Origin of the sequence: Pelomonas sp. V22 (assembly GCF_030014915.1) — a bacterium.
In the GTDB taxonomy this organism is placed as follows: Bacteria; Pseudomonadota; Gammaproteobacteria; order Burkholderiales; family Burkholderiaceae_C; genus JAUASW01.
In genome coordinates this window covers 85,089-98,947 of record NZ_JAGIXS010000001.1, presented here as the reverse complement: position 1 = coordinate 98,947, position 13,859 = coordinate 85,089, and the positions used below count along the sequence as shown (strand labels likewise).

The window sequence follows — 13,859 nt, the reverse complement described above, 5'->3', positions numbered from 1 at the left end:
GATCAGTTCTCGCTCGAAGACCCTTGGCGTACCGCCAGGCCCACGCGCTGCACGCCAGCGGCCTGCAGCTTGTCCATGGCTTTCACCACGGCCTCGTAGCGCACGGCCTTGTCGGCCGAGATCACCACGGGCGTCTTTGGGTCGCCATCCTGGGCCTGCTTGACGCGATCAGCCAGGCCAGAGAGCGTGATCGGCTGCGGCTCCTGGCCGTCGACGCGGATCTTCAGCTTCTCGTCGGCTCCAACGATCACATGCACCACATGCACCGGCTGCTGGCTGGAGCGGCCCACGCTGGGCAGATCCACCACGCCAGTGGTGATCAAGGGAGCGCTGACCATGAAGATGATCAAGAGCACCAGCATCACGTCGATGAAGGGCACCATGTTGATCTCGTTGATGGTGCGGCGGCGGCCGCCGCGCGAGCTCATCGCGGGCATGGCTTACTTCCCGGCGGCCGGCTGGCCGGCGTTGCGCTGCAGGATGTTGGAGAACTCTTCGATGAAGGTTTCCAGCGTGATCGCGCTGCGGTCGATCTGGCGGGCGAAGCGGTTGTAGGCCAGCACGGCCGGGATGGCGGCGAAGAGGCCGATGGCCGTGGCCACCAGGGCTTCGGCGATACCGGGCGCCACGGTGGCCAGCGTCACCTGCGTGAGGTTGGACAGGCCGACGAAGGCATGCATGATCCCCCAGATCGTGCCGAACAGGCCCACATAGGGCGAGACCGAGCCGACCGAGGCGAGGAAGGACAGGTGCGACTCCATCGCATCGAGCTCGCGCTGGAAGCTGGCGCGCATCGCGCGGCGGGCGCCATCGAGCAGGGCGCTCGGCTCCTGCACGCGGCGCTCGCGCAGTTTCAGGAACTCGCGCATGCCGGCCACGAAGATGCGCTCCAGCGGCGCACCGTTCTGCTTGGCGGAGACCGACGAGTAAAGCTCGTTCAGGTTCTTGCCCGACCAGAATTCCTGCTCGAAGGCCTCGTTGCTGCCCTTGATCTTGGACAGCGAGATCAGCTTGCTGAAGATCACGCTCCAGCTGGCCAGCGAGACCGCCAGCAGGGCGGCGATCACCAGCTTGACGGTGAAGCTGGCGTGGAGGATCAGGGCGACGATGGACAGGTCTTGGTTCATTGCTTGGGCAGGGCCTGCAAGAGGGAAGAGGGAATGCGTGCGGGACGGAACGTGGCGGCGTTGATGCAGCCGATGCGGATCTCGCCTTCGGCCAGCAGATCATCGCCGCGCCGGGCCTGCTGGAAGAGGGTCATGCTGGCGCGGCCGCTTTCGCGCAGCTCGACCGAGACTGTGATCCAGTCGTCCAGCCGCGCCGGTGCGAGGTAGCGCACCGAGGTCGCGCTGGCAACGAAGATCAGGCCTTCGGTCTCGCGCAGCTTCTGCTGCTCGAAGCCGAGCGAACGCAGCCACTCGGTGCGCGCGCGCTCGAAGAACTTGAGGTAGTTGGCGTAGAACACGATGCCACCGGCATCGGTATCTTCCCAGTAGACCCGCAGGCCTTGCTGAAACAAGGTGTGGCTCATGGCTTCAGCAGCGCCTTCAAGCGGGCGAGGGCTTCACGCAGGTCGGCCTCGCTGCTGGCGAACGAGAGGCGCAGCCAGCGCTCGGGGTCGGCGCGGCCGAAATCGCGGCCGGGCGTCAGCGCGACCTGGGCCTCGCGCATCAGGCGGTGGGCGAAGTCCCAGCTGTCGCTTGAGAAGGCCGAGCAGTCGATCCAGGCGTAGAAAGCGCCATCGGGTTCGACCGGCACGGTGAGCCCCATCTCGTTCAGCGCCGGCACGACCAGGTCGCGGCGGGCCTTGAAGGCGACGCGGCGGCGCTCGTATTCCTCTATGACGGCCGGCTCGAAGCAGGCCAGCGCGGCGTGCTGGGCCACGGTGGAGGCGCAAATGAACAGGTTCTGCGCCAGCTTCTCGACCGGTGCCACCAGGGCCGGCGGCAGCACCAGCCAGCCGAGCCGCCAGCCGGTCATACCGAAGTACTTGCTGAAGCTGTTGACCGAGACAACGTCCTCGCCGCAGGCCAGGGCGCTTTGGCCGTAGCGTTCGTCGAAGCTGAGGCCGAGATAGATCTCGTCGACGATGCTGATGCCGCCGCGCTCGCGCACGGTCTGCACCAGCCTTTGCATCTCGGCCGGGTCGATCGAAGTGCCGGTGGGGTTGCTGGGAGAGGCCAGCACGATGCCGAGTGTCTCCTCGGTCCAGGCGGCAGCGACCTGCGCAGCGGTGAGCTGATAGCGGCTCGCCGCGTCGGTGGGCAGCAGCACGGCCTGGGCATCCGCCGCCGCCACGAAATGGCGGTTGCACGGGTAGCTGGGGTCGGGCATCAGCACCTGGTCACCGCGCTGGAACAAGGCCAGACAGGCCAGTTGCAAGGCTGCCGAGGCACCCGCCGTGATGACGATGCGCTCCGGCGCGATATCGAGGTCAAAGCGCTGGCGATACCAGGCGCTCAGCTTCTGGCGCAGCGCGAGCAGGCCGGTCGCTTGCGTGTACTGGGTGCGGCCGCCTTCGATGCAGGCCTGCGCAGCCTGTTGCACTGCGGGCGGCGCCCCGAAGTCGGGCTCGCCGATGTTCAGGTAGATCATGCGCCGGCCGCCAGCGGCCGGATCGCACAGCGGGCCACGGGCGATTTCGTCCGCGGCCTTGGCGCATTCCATGACGTAGAAGGGCTCGATGTGATCGAGCCTCTCGGCCAATCTCATCGCGCGCCGCGTACCGCCGTGACTTCGGTGGGGCGCAGGTCCACGGCCGCGCGGTCCAGCACGCCGTTGACGTACTTGTGGCCGTCGGTGCCGCCGAAGCCCTTGGCCAGTTCCACGGCCTCGTTGATCGCGACCTTGTAGGGAATGTCGATGCAGTGCTTCAGCTCGTAGGCACCGATCATCAGCACGGCATGCTCGATGGGCGAGAGCTCGGTGGTCTCGCGGTCCACGTGGCGCGAGAGCACGGCGTCGAGGTCGGCGGCTTCGAGGATGCAGCCGTGCAGGAGGGCGTCGTAGTGGGCGCGGTCGGCCTTGTCGAAGCCGTCCTGCTCGCGCATGTGGGCGTCGATGGCGCCGGCCTCATCGCCTGTCAGCAGCCATTGGTAGAGCCCCTGCAAGGCGGCCTCGCGCGAGCGGCGGCGAGCCGACTTGGCACCCGGCTTCTTGACCAGGTTCTTCGGCTTGCCCGGCTTGGGCAGGGGTTTCTCGTTGCTGGGGGTGCTCACTGCAGTTCTTTCAAAAGTAGGGCCATTTCGACGGCCACACGGCCGGCATCGCGGCCTTTGTCTTCGGCGCGGGCCCAGGCCTGGGCTTCGTTCTCGACGGTCAGGATCGCATTGGCGATGGGGATCTGGTGATCCAGCGAGATGCGCGTCACGCCAGCACCGCTCTCGTTGGCCACTAATTCGAAGTGGTAGGTCTCGCCACGGATGATGCAACCGAGGGCGACGAGCGCGTCGTAGTCCTCGCTGTCGGCCATGGCCTGCAGGGCGGTCGGTACTTCCAGCGCACCCGGCACGGTGACGTGGCGGATGTGGCGCTCGGTCACTCCGAGGGCCAGCAGCTCGGCCTTGCAGCTTTCTGCCAGCTTGTCGGTCAGCGCGGCATTGAAGCGGGCTTGGACGATACCCACGCGCAGTTGGCTGCCGTCGAGCTTCGGGACGGTGCTGCCCTTGTCGGCGTCTTGCATCTGGCTTTACTCCTTGGCGGCGACGAAGCCGGTGACTTCGAGGCCGTAGCCGGTCATGCTGGGCATGCGGCGTGGGCTGCCCAGCAGCTTCATCTTGTGGATGCCCAGCTCGCGCAGGATCTGCGCGCCCACGCCGTAGGTGCGCAGGTCCATGGTGGAGGCGGGTGGCTGGTTGCGTTCGCCTTGCAAGCGGCCGACCAGGCTCTCTGCTTCTTCGCCGCAATTGAGCAGCAGCACGGCGCCATGCGACTCGCGCTTGATCGCGGCCAGGGCCGAAGGCAGGGGCCAGGAATGACTGCAGGGGCCGGCGTCCAGCAGGTCCAGCACCGACAGCGGCTCGTGCACGCGCACCAGCACTTCGTCGGTCGGCTGCCACTGGCCATGGCTCAGCGCCAGGTGGACCGCGCCGGTGCGGTCGCGGAACACCTTGCAATCGAACTCGCCCTGGGCGGTGTTGAGCGTGCGCTCAGCGACCTGCTTGACCAGGGACTCGTTGCGGCTGCGGTACTCGATCAGGTCGGCGATGGTGCCGATCTTGAGGCCATGCTCGGCGGCGAAGACTTCCAGGTCCGGCAGGCGGGCCATGGTGCCATCGTCCTTCATGATCTCGCAGATCACCGAGGCGGGGCTGAGGCCGGCCATCTGGGCCAGGTCGCAGCCGGCTTCGGTATGGCCGGCGCGCATCAGCACGCCGCCGTCTTGTGCCTGCAAGGGGAAGATGTGGCCAGGCTGGACCAGGTCGCTGGCCTTGGCGCCCTTGGCCACGGCAGCCTGCACCGTGCGAGCACGGTCGGCGGCCGAGATGCCGGTGGTGACGCCGGTGGCGGCCTCGATGGAGACGGTGAAGGCCGTGCCATGCTTGGTGCCATTGCGGGGCGCCATGGGTGGCAACTGCAGGGTCTCGCAGCGCTCGCGGCTCAAGGTCAGGCAGATCAGGCCACGGCCGAACTTGGCCATGAAATTGATCGCTTCGGGCGTCACGTGGTCGGCGGCGAGGACGAGGTCACCCTCGTTCTCGCGGTCTTCTTCGTCGACCAGGATGACCATGCGGCCGGCCGCCAGCTCGGCGACCAGCTCGGGAACAGGAGATATGGGCATGGGCGCGATTGTAGGCGGGCAGGGCCTGCCCCTCGCCGGGCTCAGGCCTTGTGGTCTTGCCCGATTGGGCCGAGCCAGGACGCCAGACGCCCGCTCGGGCGGGCACGCAGGCGCAGGTCGGCACCCACGGCGGTGCTGTCCAGCCAGTCCAGCTGCACGGCCTGGTCCAGGTTTTCCAGCGGGCCGAAGCTGGCGATCTCGCGGCCCAGGCCCACCAGCTTGGGCGCCAGGTAGAGCAAGAGCTCGTCAACCAGGCCCTCGCGGATCAAGGAGCCGTTCAGCTTGTGACCGGCCTCCGCATGCAACTCGTTGATGCCGCGCCGGCCCAGGTCCGCGAGCACGGCGGCCAGGTCAACCTTGCCGGCGGCGTTCGGCAGGCAGGCGATCTCAGCGCCTTGCGCGCGCAGGGCGGCAGCTTTGACCTTATCGACCTCGGCAGCGTAGATCAGCACCTGGCCGGGCGGCTGCAGGAGCCTGGCCGTGGCCGGCGTCTGCAGGCGCGAGTCGATCACCACGCGTAGCGGCTGCAGGGCGGTCTCCACGAGGCGCACGTCGAGGCGCGGGTCGTCGTCCAGCACCGTGCCTATGCCGGTCAGCACGGCACCGGCGCGCTTGCGGAAGGCGTGGCCGTCGCGTCGCGCGGCTTCGGCCGTGATCCACTGGCTGCGGCCGTCGGGCAGGGCGGTGCGGCCGTCCAGCGAGGCCGCCACCTTCATCCGCACATAGGGTTGGCCGCGCAGCATGCGGGAGAAAAAGCCGATGTTGAGTTCACGGGCCTGGTCACCCAGCTCGCCGAGCGGCCCCAGCTCAGCCTGGATGCCGGCGGCACGCAGGCGGGCCAGGCCTTGGCCGGCGACGGCTGGATTCGGGTCCACGCAGACGGCGACCACGCGTTTGACGCCCGCGGCGATCAGGGCATCGCAGCAGGGGGGCGTGCGACCGTGGTGGGAGCAAGGCTCCAGCGTCACATGGGCGGTAGCGCCGGTCACCTCATGCCCTCGGGCGGCAGCATCGCGCAAGGCCATCACCTCCGCATGGGCCTGGCCGGCAGCCTGGGTGTGGCCCTGGCCCAGCAGGCGCCCGCTGGCATCGACGATGACGCAGCCGACGCGTGGGTTGGGATCGGACAGGCCGATGGCGGAATGCGCAAGCTCCAGAGCCCGGCGCATGGCGCTCAGATCATCGGCAAACGGTTCGGAGTCAGGGGCAATGGCAGGCATGGCGGCAGTCTAGCCGCCATGCGCGGGCAACCAGGCCTCAGGGCGCCGACTGGTGACGCACCGTCGCGGTGTTGGTGAACACGCCCGTGCTGGGGGAGGCTGCATGCCCGGCCGGGCAGTCGTCGATGGCGCGAATGACGAGGAAGTTCTGCCGCGTCAGGGCACCTGCGACCTTGGCATAGGTGGCGGGATGCTCGCCGTTGGAAATGCTCCCGTTGCCATCGTAGTCGGCCGAGTAACGGCAGACCTTGTAGTTGGTCAGCGAAAAGCCGTCGAGCTCCAGGCGACCGCCCCAGGTATCGATTGGTCGCGTGGCGGGGCTGGCAGTGCTGCTTCTGGGAAAGACAGCACAGTAATAGCTCCCCATCGTGGCGGATGGCAGGCGGCTGTAGCACTGATACGCGGGCGAGGGGAACTCCGCCTCAGGCGTGTCAACCGCCAGGCTGAGCCCGAATGCAAAGGCAGAGCTGCTGGGCAGTTCGGAATCGGGTGGTGAGACCAGGGAAAAACGCACATAGCCGCTCAACAGATAGGCCTTGGTTGCAACGCAGCCACTGATGTCCACGTCGGCAGGCAGTGTGCCCGCCGACAAGTCGGAACAGAGATTGGTGATCTCGCCACTGATGTTGTTGAAGACCCAGGCCACGGTGCCGGCGGGATCGGGCTTGAACACACTCCTGCCACCACCCACATCGGCAGCGGGCGCAGGGATGTCGGCGCTGCGATTCTGTGGCCTGCGGCTGGCAACGCCATTCGCGGGCGGCACCATCAACGAGCCGCTGAGGCCTGGATCAATGGCGGCGACAAAGGTGGACAGCCGCACGTTCTGCGCTTGGCCGGCTCGATCTACCCATTGCACGTTGACGTCCACGGAGGTCAGCGGCCTGTTCAGGCTGACGCTGGAGACAACCGTGCGGCTCAACGAGAACGTGGCGTTGCTGTCCGCGCGGCCGGCGCTTTCAACTGCCGAGGCAGCGATGTCGGAGAAGGCCGTAGTCCCCGCGGGGGCGGTCTCCGCATCGAGAGCGGCGAAGAATCGAGTCCCTTCCATGTCGACCTGCGCGAGCTTGGTGGCCTCGCCGCGCTGCTTGGCCACGTCCGCGCTGCGCCGCAGATTGGCTTGCAGACCGACCAGGGCCAGCATGCCGAAGGACATGATCAGCAGCGCCACCATGGCCTCGACCAGGGTCACCCCGCGCAACTGTTGCCGACTGAGGGGCGGGCGGGCGCTCATCGTGCCTGGTCCCAGGTGCTGCCGGGCACCCGCACAAAGCTGCCCCGCTGGTTGTTCAGGATCTGCATCACGGTGCCGTCATAGACCATGTTGACCGGGCCCGGGCCCGCGACGGTGACATTGCCTTCGGCTACCACGGCCCCGGTCACGGTGGCCTGAATGCCTGCGCCGCTGGGGTTGGTCCAGCTCAGATTGCCGCGAACGTAGAGCAGGCCATAGATCTGGATGGGCTGGCTGATCGTCAGATCGCCGTCGACGATGATGACCACCGGGTTGGTCGGGCCACCCAGGGTCACATTGCTGCTGAAGGTGGAGGCAGCATTCAGCCAGAACATCTGCGCGCCAGCGGCGATCTGTGTCTGCAAGGGGTCCGAACAGTCACTGCCGCAGACGTCGGCAGCGATCTGGCGCATCTTGGGCTGGTTGCGGTAATAGTCTTTGTTCATGCCGAAAAAGCTGGCAAAGAACAATTCGACCGTCTGGTCGCGCATCGCGGTGTCGGCCGTGATGATGTAGTCGCTGGCAGGAGTGCCGGGGATGCCCTCCGCATGAGCCAAGTCCGCCAGCGACAGCAACCGCCCCGTCTGAACCAGCATGCCCGGGCCGTTGGGCGCCGAATTGAACAGGCCCAGGGCAGCTGGGCTGCCCGGATCGATCAGGCCCTTGGCCACCAGAGGGCTGATCGGCGGCATCTTGACAGCACTGACCAGGGCGATGTCCACCGCCTGCTCAGCCTTGCCAAGCGCATTCCCGGCGGCGGTCAGGTTGTTGGCGCAACTGGTGATGAGGCCGGTGCAACCGATCACGGTCAGCCGCGCCGTGCCGGGGCGAGTGCCTGCCTTGAATCCGACGCCAAACATCGGCTGCAGGCCGGAGGCCCCCAAGACAGGCATGACCAGCGCACCAGGGGCTGCGGCCGTCGGCGTCGGGCATTGGCAGGTCCAGGTGTTGGCGTCGGTGAAATGGCAGGCCAGCATCACATTCGGGCTGGCCGAAACCGGGGTGATGGCTCGGCTGCTTTGATTGATGTTCAAGTAGCGCTCGCGCAGGCTGTCGCCGGCAGCGTTGTTCTGGCAAGTGGTGTCAATCCTGTCGGCATTGACCATGCCCAGGGCCCATTCGACCCCCGCCTCGGCTGCCTCATAGGCCACGCCGGCGCGGTAATAGTTGCTGGCGATGCGCTGCTCGTAGACCATGTTGCGGCTGGCAAAGGCTGCCAGCATGGCCACGACCAGGAACAGCGCCATGACCACCACCAGCGTGGTCGCGCCACGCTGCCGGCGTTGGCTCAGATTCCAGGCCGCGGGCTTCATGAGCAGCTTCCCACGATGCGGTCGTTGAGCAGGCGGGTACCGAGCTCCACATGGCGCACGATCTTGGGCGTGCTGACCGACTCACCGGTGATGGACACGACCACCTGGCGCACCAGCTGTTGCGGGCAACTGCCGGCAGCGCAAGGCACGTTGCAGAAATTGTCGAGCGGGATGGTCTGCACGGCCTGGTTCACGCTGAAGGCCGTGATCTTCATCGAGTTGGGATCGGTCAGCGGCTGCGACGGTGTGCCAGCCGCAGCACTCGGGCTGTAGAACAGTTGATCGCCAGACCAGAAGAAGCGGCGCTGCTCGTTGGGCGTGACCACGTTGTCTTCGGCTGGCCCAGAGCCGCGCAGCGTTTGGGTGACTTGGTAGGTGATGGTGCTGCCAGTACCTGCCGCGCTCGGCGTGAGATTGGTGTAGGGGTTGGCAATCGGCGTTGCTGCACCTCCAGGCGCCCAAACGCCGTTGCTTGCCCCCTCCCAGGCCCCGGCGCGGCGCAGCTCGCTGAGTATCAGATCGGCCGCCGCGCGCAGGTCCTGCTGCATCTGGGTTTCCGTCATCAGACGGCGATGCTCGGTGATTTGCGCCGTCACGAGCATGGTGGCACCGGCCACGATGATCAGGCCCACAGTCAGCCCGACCATGGCCTCGATCAAGCTCAGGCCGCGTTGCCCCGCCCTCGGCGCCCGGAGCTGCTTCACGTTCAGCATCGCGCGACTCCGGTGATCGAGCCATCGGGACTGCAACTTGCTACTCGCCCGGCGGCATTCACACTCAACTTGAGTTGACCGGCCCGGCTGCTGCTGATCGTGACCGAGGCACCGTCGGGCGCGGCCGACATGCGGCGCGACTGGAAGGTGATGGGGCTGTCCGTTGCGGTCAACTTGACGCCGCCGGTGCCGGCCAATTGAACCGTCTTGAATTCGGTGGCAATGACGCCCGGCGCTGAGCAGGCATTGCCAGCACCGAGCGTGCAATCGCAATCACCGGCGCCGCCCCAGAACACCAGCGAGTAACAACTGCCGGCCGCATCAAAGTAGATGTAGACGTTCTGCGGCCGCATGCCCGCCTCAGAGCGGGCATAGGCCAGGTTGGTTGCCAGTTCGGCCGCCACCATCTCCACCCGCCGGCGCGCCATGAGGTCGGCGATCGACGGTGCTGCAGCGGCCACGATGATGCCAAGAATGCCGACAACAATCAGCATTTCGACCAGGGTTACGCCACGACGGAGAAATGCAGGCTTTTTCATCGGGGCCAGCAGCTGTTGTTGGGGGTGCTCAGGTCGGACCTGAGCGCGGTGTAGATCGAGTTGCCGGTCCTCATCTGCAACTGGAATCGCGCGCAATCGGTGTCGCGACTTTGCGGGCTGCTGCTGCGCGCCGTGGCGGTGAGCGTGTAGCCGGTGGCTGCCGCAGCAGTGATGGCAATCGTGTAGTGCCCTTGGGGCGATACGCTGGAGGTGATCCCCAAGGTTGCCAGCGCGTCGGCATAACTCTGCTGGTTGGCCCGATACCGCTCCTGCGCCTGCTGCAGATTGCCAAGCGCGGCCGTGGCATCGGCGCGGCGGCTGCGGAACATGTATTGCTGGTAGGCAGGCAGCGCGATCGCAGCCAGGATGCCAACCACCACCACGGTCACCATCAGCTCGATCAGCGTGAAGCCCCGGCTGGGCTTTTCAGCCCGAGCGCGTTGACGGTTCCGTGGCAAGAATTGAAAAGACATGAGCAATTATTGGCAGTTCACCCAGGCTCTTGAGCCCTCGATGACCACTCGTCGCTCCGATTGAACCGTTCGTCAGTCGCCCCCCTGATCGTGGGCCTTTGCATCAATTTCTCAGGCGCAGGCGTTCAAGCGACTGACACTGCGGTCAGGGGAGCAACTCCGCACCCGACCGGCCAGGCTGACCACGTGACGTATCGTGGCGCGGCGGTCGGTGGCGGCAATGTCGATGCTGCCCGTCGGGCTGACGGTGCCCCGGCTGCCCGAAAAGGTCATGTTGCCGACATTGGCCTTGACGCTGGCGGCTTGTTGCAGCGGTATCCACTGGACCTTCAGCGCCAGGGCGCCCTCGGCGGTGCAAACCGCACGGCCTTCGCTGTCGCAGCTGCAATCACCGCTAGCACCGACATGCATCACGTAGCAACTGCCCGTGGGGTGGCTGCTGAAGCGGACCTGGACCGACTGGCCCAGGCGCAAGGCTTCGCTGCGGGCCTGCATCAGGTCGGTCATCACCGTTTCGGCCAGGCCATTGACCTGCTGGCGCTGCTTTAGCTCGCGCATGGCCGGCAGGGCCTGGCTCAGCAGGGTGCCAAGGACGGCGCAGCTGATCAGGCATTCGACCAGGCCCAGACCGCGCTGGTGCTTCTTTGTGGATGTGGACATGAGAGCCTCCTCGGGTGTTCGCTGTGGGTGTGAACACAATGTAGGAAAGCCAGCTCAAGCTGGCTTTCCTTCCGTGGAGGGGAGGGGCACCCCACCTTGGTGGGGGCCGGTGCCGCGACTGGGGCTAAATGTCGCGGATCAGTTGGCGGAACTCGTCCACGTCCTCGAAGCTGCGGTAGACCGAGGCGAAGCGCACATACGCAACCTTGTCGATGCGCTTCAGTTCGCGCATCACCAGCTCGCCGAGCTTGGTGGAGGGCATTTCGCGAGCACCGCTGGCCAGCAGCTTTTCTTCGATTCGAGCCAGCGCAGCATCGATCTGCTCAATGCTGACCGGCCGCTTGCGCAGCGCGAGCTGCATGGAGGCACGCAGCTTGGCTGGCTCGAAGTCGGCCCGCGTACCGTCCTTTTTGACCACGGCGGGCAGGGCGATTTCGGCCCGCTCGTAGGTCGTGAAGCGCTTGTCGCAGCTCAGGCAACGGCGGCGACGCCGGATGACGTCGCCTTCGTCCGATTCCCGGGTCTCGGCGACCTGGGTCTCGGTATGGCTGCAGAAAGGACAGCGCATGGGCCTTGTCGATCAGCGGTAGACCGGGAAGTCGCGCGTCAGCGCGGCCACCTTGGCGCGGACCGCCTCGAGCACGGCCTCGTCGTTCGGCTTGTCCAGCACGTCGGCGATCAGGTGAGCCGTGGCACGCACCTGCTCTTCCTTGAACCCGCGCGTGGTCATGGCCGGCGTACCCAGGCGGATGCCGCTAGTGACCATGGGCTTTTGCGGGTCGTTCGGAATGCCGTTCTTATTGCAGGTCATGTGGGCCTTGCCAAGGATGGCCTCGGCTTCCTTGCCGGTCAGGCCCTTGGGACGCAGGTCGACCAGCATCACATGGCTCTCGGTGCGACCGGAGACGATGCGCAGGCCGCGCTCGATCAGCGTTTCAGCCAGCACCTTGGCGTTCTTGACCACCTGCTCCTGGTAGGCCTTGAACTCGGGCGTCAGCGCTTCCTTGAAGGCCACGGCCTTGCCGGCGATGACGTGCATCAGCGGGCCGCCCTGGATGCCGGGGAAGATGGCCGAATTGATCTTCTTGGCGATCTCTTCGCTGTTCGACAGGATGATGCCGCCGCGCGGGCCACGCAGGCTCTTGTGCGTGGTGGAGGTGACCACGTCGGCATGGGGCATCGGGTTCGGATAGACGCCGGCAGCGATCAGGCCGGCGTAGTGGGCCATGTCGACCATGAAGTAGGCGCCGATCTCCTTGGCGATCTTGCCGAAGCGTTCGAAGTCGATGCGCAGACTGTAGGCCGAGGCGCCGGCAATGATCAGCTTGGGCTTTTGCTCACGCGCCAGTTTTTCCATGGCGTCGTAGTCGATCTCTTCCTTCTCGTTCAGGCCATAGCTGATGACCTTGAACCACTTGCCGCTCATGTTCAGCGCCATGCCGTGGGTCAGGTGGCCGCCTTCGGCCAGGCTCATGCCCATGATGGTGTCGCCGGGCTGCAGCAGGGCGAAGAACACTCCCTGGTTGGCCTGCGAGCCGGAGTTCGGCTGCACGTTGGCGAAGCTGGCGCCGTAGAGCTGCTTCAGGCGGTCGATCGCCAACTGTTCCACCACGTCCACATACTCGCAGCCACCGTAGTAGCGCTTGCCTGGATAGCCTTCGGCGTACTTGTTGGTCAGCTGGCTGCCCTGCGCCTGCATCACGGCCGGCGAGGTGTAGTTCTCCGAGGCGATCAGCTCGATGTGGTCTTCCTGGCGCTGGTTTTCCTGCTGGACGGCTGCCCACAGATCGGGGTCGACATGGGCGAGAGTGGATTGGCTGCGATCAAACATGTGTGGCTCGTGGGTGTGTTCAAGAGGTGGCGCCACGCGCACCTCCACGCGATGCGCAGAGTTGCGGGGCTGCCCAGGCGAACGGCTGTTGACGGACGGGCAAAGCCTAGCCCCGGCCGCTCGCGCTCCACGGTGTATCCACCTCGGGCCGAAGGGTCGGCCCTGATCGCCAGTCGCGCGAAGCCCGCAGTGTAGCGCCTGCCATCCCGGCAGACGCCGAGCTCAGTCAGCGCAAAAGCGCAACTTGCTCTTCGGCAGACTTTGGGGCCACCGGCTTCGGTGCCGGCTTGCCATTCGCAATGGCCTTCATCTGCTCATGCTCGGCTAGCACGCGGGTGGCGTAGCCAGCGTCATCGGGCAGATTGGCGGCGCCCACATAGTGGCGCAGGCCTTCTTCGACGCTGCCGGCGCGCTGGATGCAGTCACGCAGCACCTGCACGCCCACGCGCATGTTGGTGATCGGATCAAAAGCGGCCAGATTGCCGCCGAAGGCCTCGTACTTGTCGTCGTGCACGCGGGTCAGCACCTGCATCAGGCCTTGGGCGCCAACACTGCTCTGCGCGAAGGGGTTGAAGCCAGATTCCACGGCCATGACGGCCAGGATCAGCGTCGGCTCCACATGGGCGCGCTGGCCGACCGACCAGGCTTCCTGCACCAGGCGGCTGACCGGCTCGGGCGCGACCTTGTACTTGCGCGCCAGCCACAGCGCGACGGCCGCTTGCTGGCGGGGCAGGTCGCGCGGATAGGCGGCGGTGGCGCGGTTCACCGCATCCGGCTCGCTCATCGTGGCGAGCAGGCGGCCTTCGGCCTCGGCGCGGGCTTCGCTGCGGGCATTGAGCCAGCCCAGGGCCACGGTTTCGAACTTGTGGCGCAGCTCGGCTTGCGAGAGCACCATCAGGAGGACAGTCACCACGGCGAGGCCCACCAGGGCGAGTGTGTTGTGGCTGACGACCAGGAGACCCTGGCCGATGTCCTTGAAAAACAGGGACAAGGCGGCATTGGCCTTGTCGCTCAGGGATTGCAGATCACGACGCGCTGTCATGTGACTCCTTTCTTCTCTGCACCTCATCCACCGCCGGCCTTGCGGAGCCGGTGG

Annotated in this window: 17 protein-coding genes and 1 riboswitch; all 17 genes read right to left on the bottom strand. The window is 66.3% G+C overall.

The window, feature by feature from the left end; genetic code table 11:
* Positions 1-2: 2 nt before the first annotated feature.
* Entirely contained in the window at positions 3-437 is a 435-nt protein-coding gene (locus J7U46_RS00475; RefSeq protein ID WP_282822851.1) for an ExbD/TolR family protein, read from the bottom strand.
* A gap of 3 nt (positions 438-440) precedes the next feature.
* A complete protein-coding gene (gene tolQ, locus J7U46_RS00470) occupies positions 441-1,127 on the bottom strand; it encodes a protein TolQ (protein WP_282822850.1) in 687 nt (228 codons plus the stop codon).
* Positions 1,124-1,531 (bottom strand): tol-pal system-associated acyl-CoA thioesterase, encoded by a 408-nt coding sequence (gene ybgC, locus J7U46_RS00465; RefSeq protein ID WP_282822849.1) that lies wholly within the window; start codon positions 1,529-1,531, stop codon positions 1,124-1,126. The genes tolQ and ybgC overlap by 4 nt, the downstream gene beginning before the upstream one ends.
* A complete protein-coding gene (locus J7U46_RS00460) occupies positions 1,528-2,712 on the bottom strand; it encodes a pyridoxal phosphate-dependent aminotransferase (protein ID WP_282822848.1) in 1,185 nt (394 codons plus the stop codon). The genes ybgC and J7U46_RS00460 overlap by 4 nt, the downstream gene beginning before the upstream one ends.
* Positions 2,709-3,164 (bottom strand): transcription antitermination factor NusB, encoded by a 456-nt coding sequence (gene nusB, locus J7U46_RS00455; RefSeq protein WP_282824915.1) that lies wholly within the window; start codon positions 3,162-3,164, stop codon positions 2,709-2,711. The genes J7U46_RS00460 and nusB overlap by 4 nt, the downstream gene beginning before the upstream one ends.
* 50 nt (positions 3,165-3,214) lie before the next feature.
* On the bottom strand, positions 3,215-3,682 hold the full coding sequence (ribH, locus tag J7U46_RS00450; RefSeq protein ID WP_282822847.1) for a 6,7-dimethyl-8-ribityllumazine synthase: 468 nt from the start codon (positions 3,680-3,682) through the stop codon (positions 3,215-3,217).
* Between the two features lie 6 nt (positions 3,683-3,688).
* Positions 3,689-4,780, bottom strand: a complete 1,092-nt coding sequence (ribBA, locus tag J7U46_RS00445; RefSeq protein ID WP_282822846.1) for a bifunctional 3,4-dihydroxy-2-butanone-4-phosphate synthase/GTP cyclohydrolase II — start codon at positions 4,778-4,780, stop codon at positions 3,689-3,691.
* Positions 4,781-4,821: 41 nt separating this feature from the next.
* The gene (ribD, locus tag J7U46_RS00440; protein WP_282822845.1) at positions 4,822-6,000 is read right to left on the bottom strand and encodes a bifunctional diaminohydroxyphosphoribosylaminopyrimidine deaminase/5-amino-6-(5-phosphoribosylamino)uracil reductase RibD; all 1,179 of its coding nucleotides are present in this window, start codon (positions 5,998-6,000) and stop codon (positions 4,822-4,824) included.
* Positions 6,001-6,037: 37 nt separating this feature from the next.
* Positions 6,038-7,234: a prepilin-type N-terminal cleavage/methylation domain-containing protein gene (locus J7U46_RS00435; protein ID WP_282822844.1), complete on the bottom strand. Its 1,197-nt coding sequence runs from the start codon at positions 7,232-7,234 to the stop codon at positions 6,038-6,040.
* Complete coding sequence (locus J7U46_RS00430; RefSeq protein WP_282822843.1) at positions 7,231-8,547, bottom strand: PilX N-terminal domain-containing pilus assembly protein; 1,317 nt, start codon at positions 8,545-8,547, stop codon at positions 7,231-7,233. The genes J7U46_RS00435 and J7U46_RS00430 overlap by 4 nt, the downstream gene beginning before the upstream one ends.
* A complete protein-coding gene (locus tag J7U46_RS00425; protein ID WP_282822842.1) occupies positions 8,544-9,260 on the bottom strand; it encodes a prepilin-type N-terminal cleavage/methylation domain-containing protein in 717 nt (238 codons plus the stop codon). Before J7U46_RS00425 ends, J7U46_RS00430 begins: the two co-directional genes overlap by 4 nt.
* On the bottom strand, positions 9,254-9,799 hold the full coding sequence (locus tag J7U46_RS00420) for a GspH/FimT family pseudopilin (protein ID WP_282822841.1): 546 nt from the start codon (positions 9,797-9,799) through the stop codon (positions 9,254-9,256). Before J7U46_RS00420 ends, J7U46_RS00425 begins: the two co-directional genes overlap by 7 nt.
* Positions 9,796-10,272, bottom strand: a complete 477-nt coding sequence (locus J7U46_RS00415) for a type IV pilin protein (RefSeq protein WP_282822840.1) — start codon at positions 10,270-10,272, stop codon at positions 9,796-9,798. Before J7U46_RS00415 ends, J7U46_RS00420 begins: the two co-directional genes overlap by 4 nt.
* A 111-nt stretch (positions 10,273-10,383) precedes the next feature.
* Positions 10,384-10,932, bottom strand: coding sequence for a GspH/FimT family pseudopilin (locus J7U46_RS00410; protein WP_282822839.1), 549 nt, complete (start codon positions 10,930-10,932; stop codon positions 10,384-10,386).
* A 124-nt stretch (positions 10,933-11,056) separates the two neighbouring features.
* On the bottom strand, positions 11,057-11,500 hold the full coding sequence (gene nrdR, locus J7U46_RS00405) for a transcriptional regulator NrdR (RefSeq protein WP_282822838.1): 444 nt from the start codon (positions 11,498-11,500) through the stop codon (positions 11,057-11,059).
* A gap of 12 nt (positions 11,501-11,512) precedes the next feature.
* Entirely contained in the window at positions 11,513-12,763 is a 1,251-nt protein-coding gene (gene glyA / locus J7U46_RS00400) for a serine hydroxymethyltransferase (protein ID WP_282822837.1), read from the bottom strand.
* A gap of 64 nt (positions 12,764-12,827) precedes the next feature.
* Positions 12,828-12,950, bottom strand: a riboswitch (ZMP/ZTP riboswitch).
* Positions 12,951-12,989: 39 nt separating this feature from the next.
* Positions 12,990-13,805, bottom strand: coding sequence for a lytic transglycosylase domain-containing protein (locus J7U46_RS00395; RefSeq protein ID WP_282822836.1), 816 nt, complete (start codon positions 13,803-13,805; stop codon positions 12,990-12,992).
* Between the last annotated feature and the right edge of the window lie 54 nt (positions 13,806-13,859).

Excerpts from the sequence above, each read along its gene's own strand:
- J7U46_RS00475 (WP_282822851.1), bottom strand. The coding sequence starts at position 437 with ATGCCCGCGATGAGCTCGCGCGGCGGCCGCCGCCGCACCATCAACGAG.
- tolQ (WP_282822850.1), bottom strand. The coding sequence starts at position 1,127 with ATGAACCAAGACCTGTCCATCGTCGCCCTGATCCTCCACGCCAGCTTC.
- ybgC (WP_282822849.1), bottom strand. The coding sequence starts at position 1,531 with ATGAGCCACACCTTGTTTCAGCAAGGCCTGCGGGTCTACTGGGAAGAT.
- J7U46_RS00460 (WP_282822848.1), bottom strand. The coding sequence starts at position 2,712 with ATGAGATTGGCCGAGAGGCTCGATCACATCGAGCCCTTCTACGTCATG.
- ribH (WP_282822847.1), bottom strand. The coding sequence starts at position 3,682 with ATGCAAGACGCCGACAAGGGCAGCACCGTCCCGAAGCTCGACGGCAGC.
- ribBA (WP_282822846.1), bottom strand. The coding sequence starts at position 4,780 with ATGCCCATATCTCCTGTTCCCGAGCTGGTCGCCGAGCTGGCGGCCGGC.
- ribD (WP_282822845.1), bottom strand. The coding sequence starts at position 6,000 with ATGCCTGCCATTGCCCCTGACTCCGAACCGTTTGCCGATGATCTGAGC.
- J7U46_RS00435 (WP_282822844.1), bottom strand. The coding sequence starts at position 7,234 with ATGAGCGCCCGCCCGCCCCTCAGTCGGCAACAGTTGCGCGGGGTGACC.
- J7U46_RS00430 (WP_282822843.1), bottom strand. The coding sequence starts at position 8,547 with ATGAAGCCCGCGGCCTGGAATCTGAGCCAACGCCGGCAGCGTGGCGCG.
- J7U46_RS00425 (WP_282822842.1), bottom strand. The coding sequence starts at position 9,260 with ATGCTGAACGTGAAGCAGCTCCGGGCGCCGAGGGCGGGGCAACGCGGC.
- J7U46_RS00420 (WP_282822841.1), bottom strand. The coding sequence starts at position 9,799 with ATGAAAAAGCCTGCATTTCTCCGTCGTGGCGTAACCCTGGTCGAAATG.
- J7U46_RS00415 (WP_282822840.1), bottom strand. The coding sequence starts at position 10,272 with ATGTCTTTTCAATTCTTGCCACGGAACCGTCAACGCGCTCGGGCTGAA.
- J7U46_RS00410 (WP_282822839.1), bottom strand. The coding sequence starts at position 10,932 with ATGTCCACATCCACAAAGAAGCACCAGCGCGGTCTGGGCCTGGTCGAA.
- nrdR (WP_282822838.1), bottom strand. The coding sequence starts at position 11,500 with ATGCGCTGTCCTTTCTGCAGCCATACCGAGACCCAGGTCGCCGAGACC.
- glyA (WP_282822837.1), bottom strand. The coding sequence starts at position 12,763 with ATGTTTGATCGCAGCCAATCCACTCTCGCCCATGTCGACCCCGATCTG.
- J7U46_RS00395 (WP_282822836.1), bottom strand. The coding sequence starts at position 13,805 with ATGACAGCGCGTCGTGATCTGCAATCCCTGAGCGACAAGGCCAATGCC.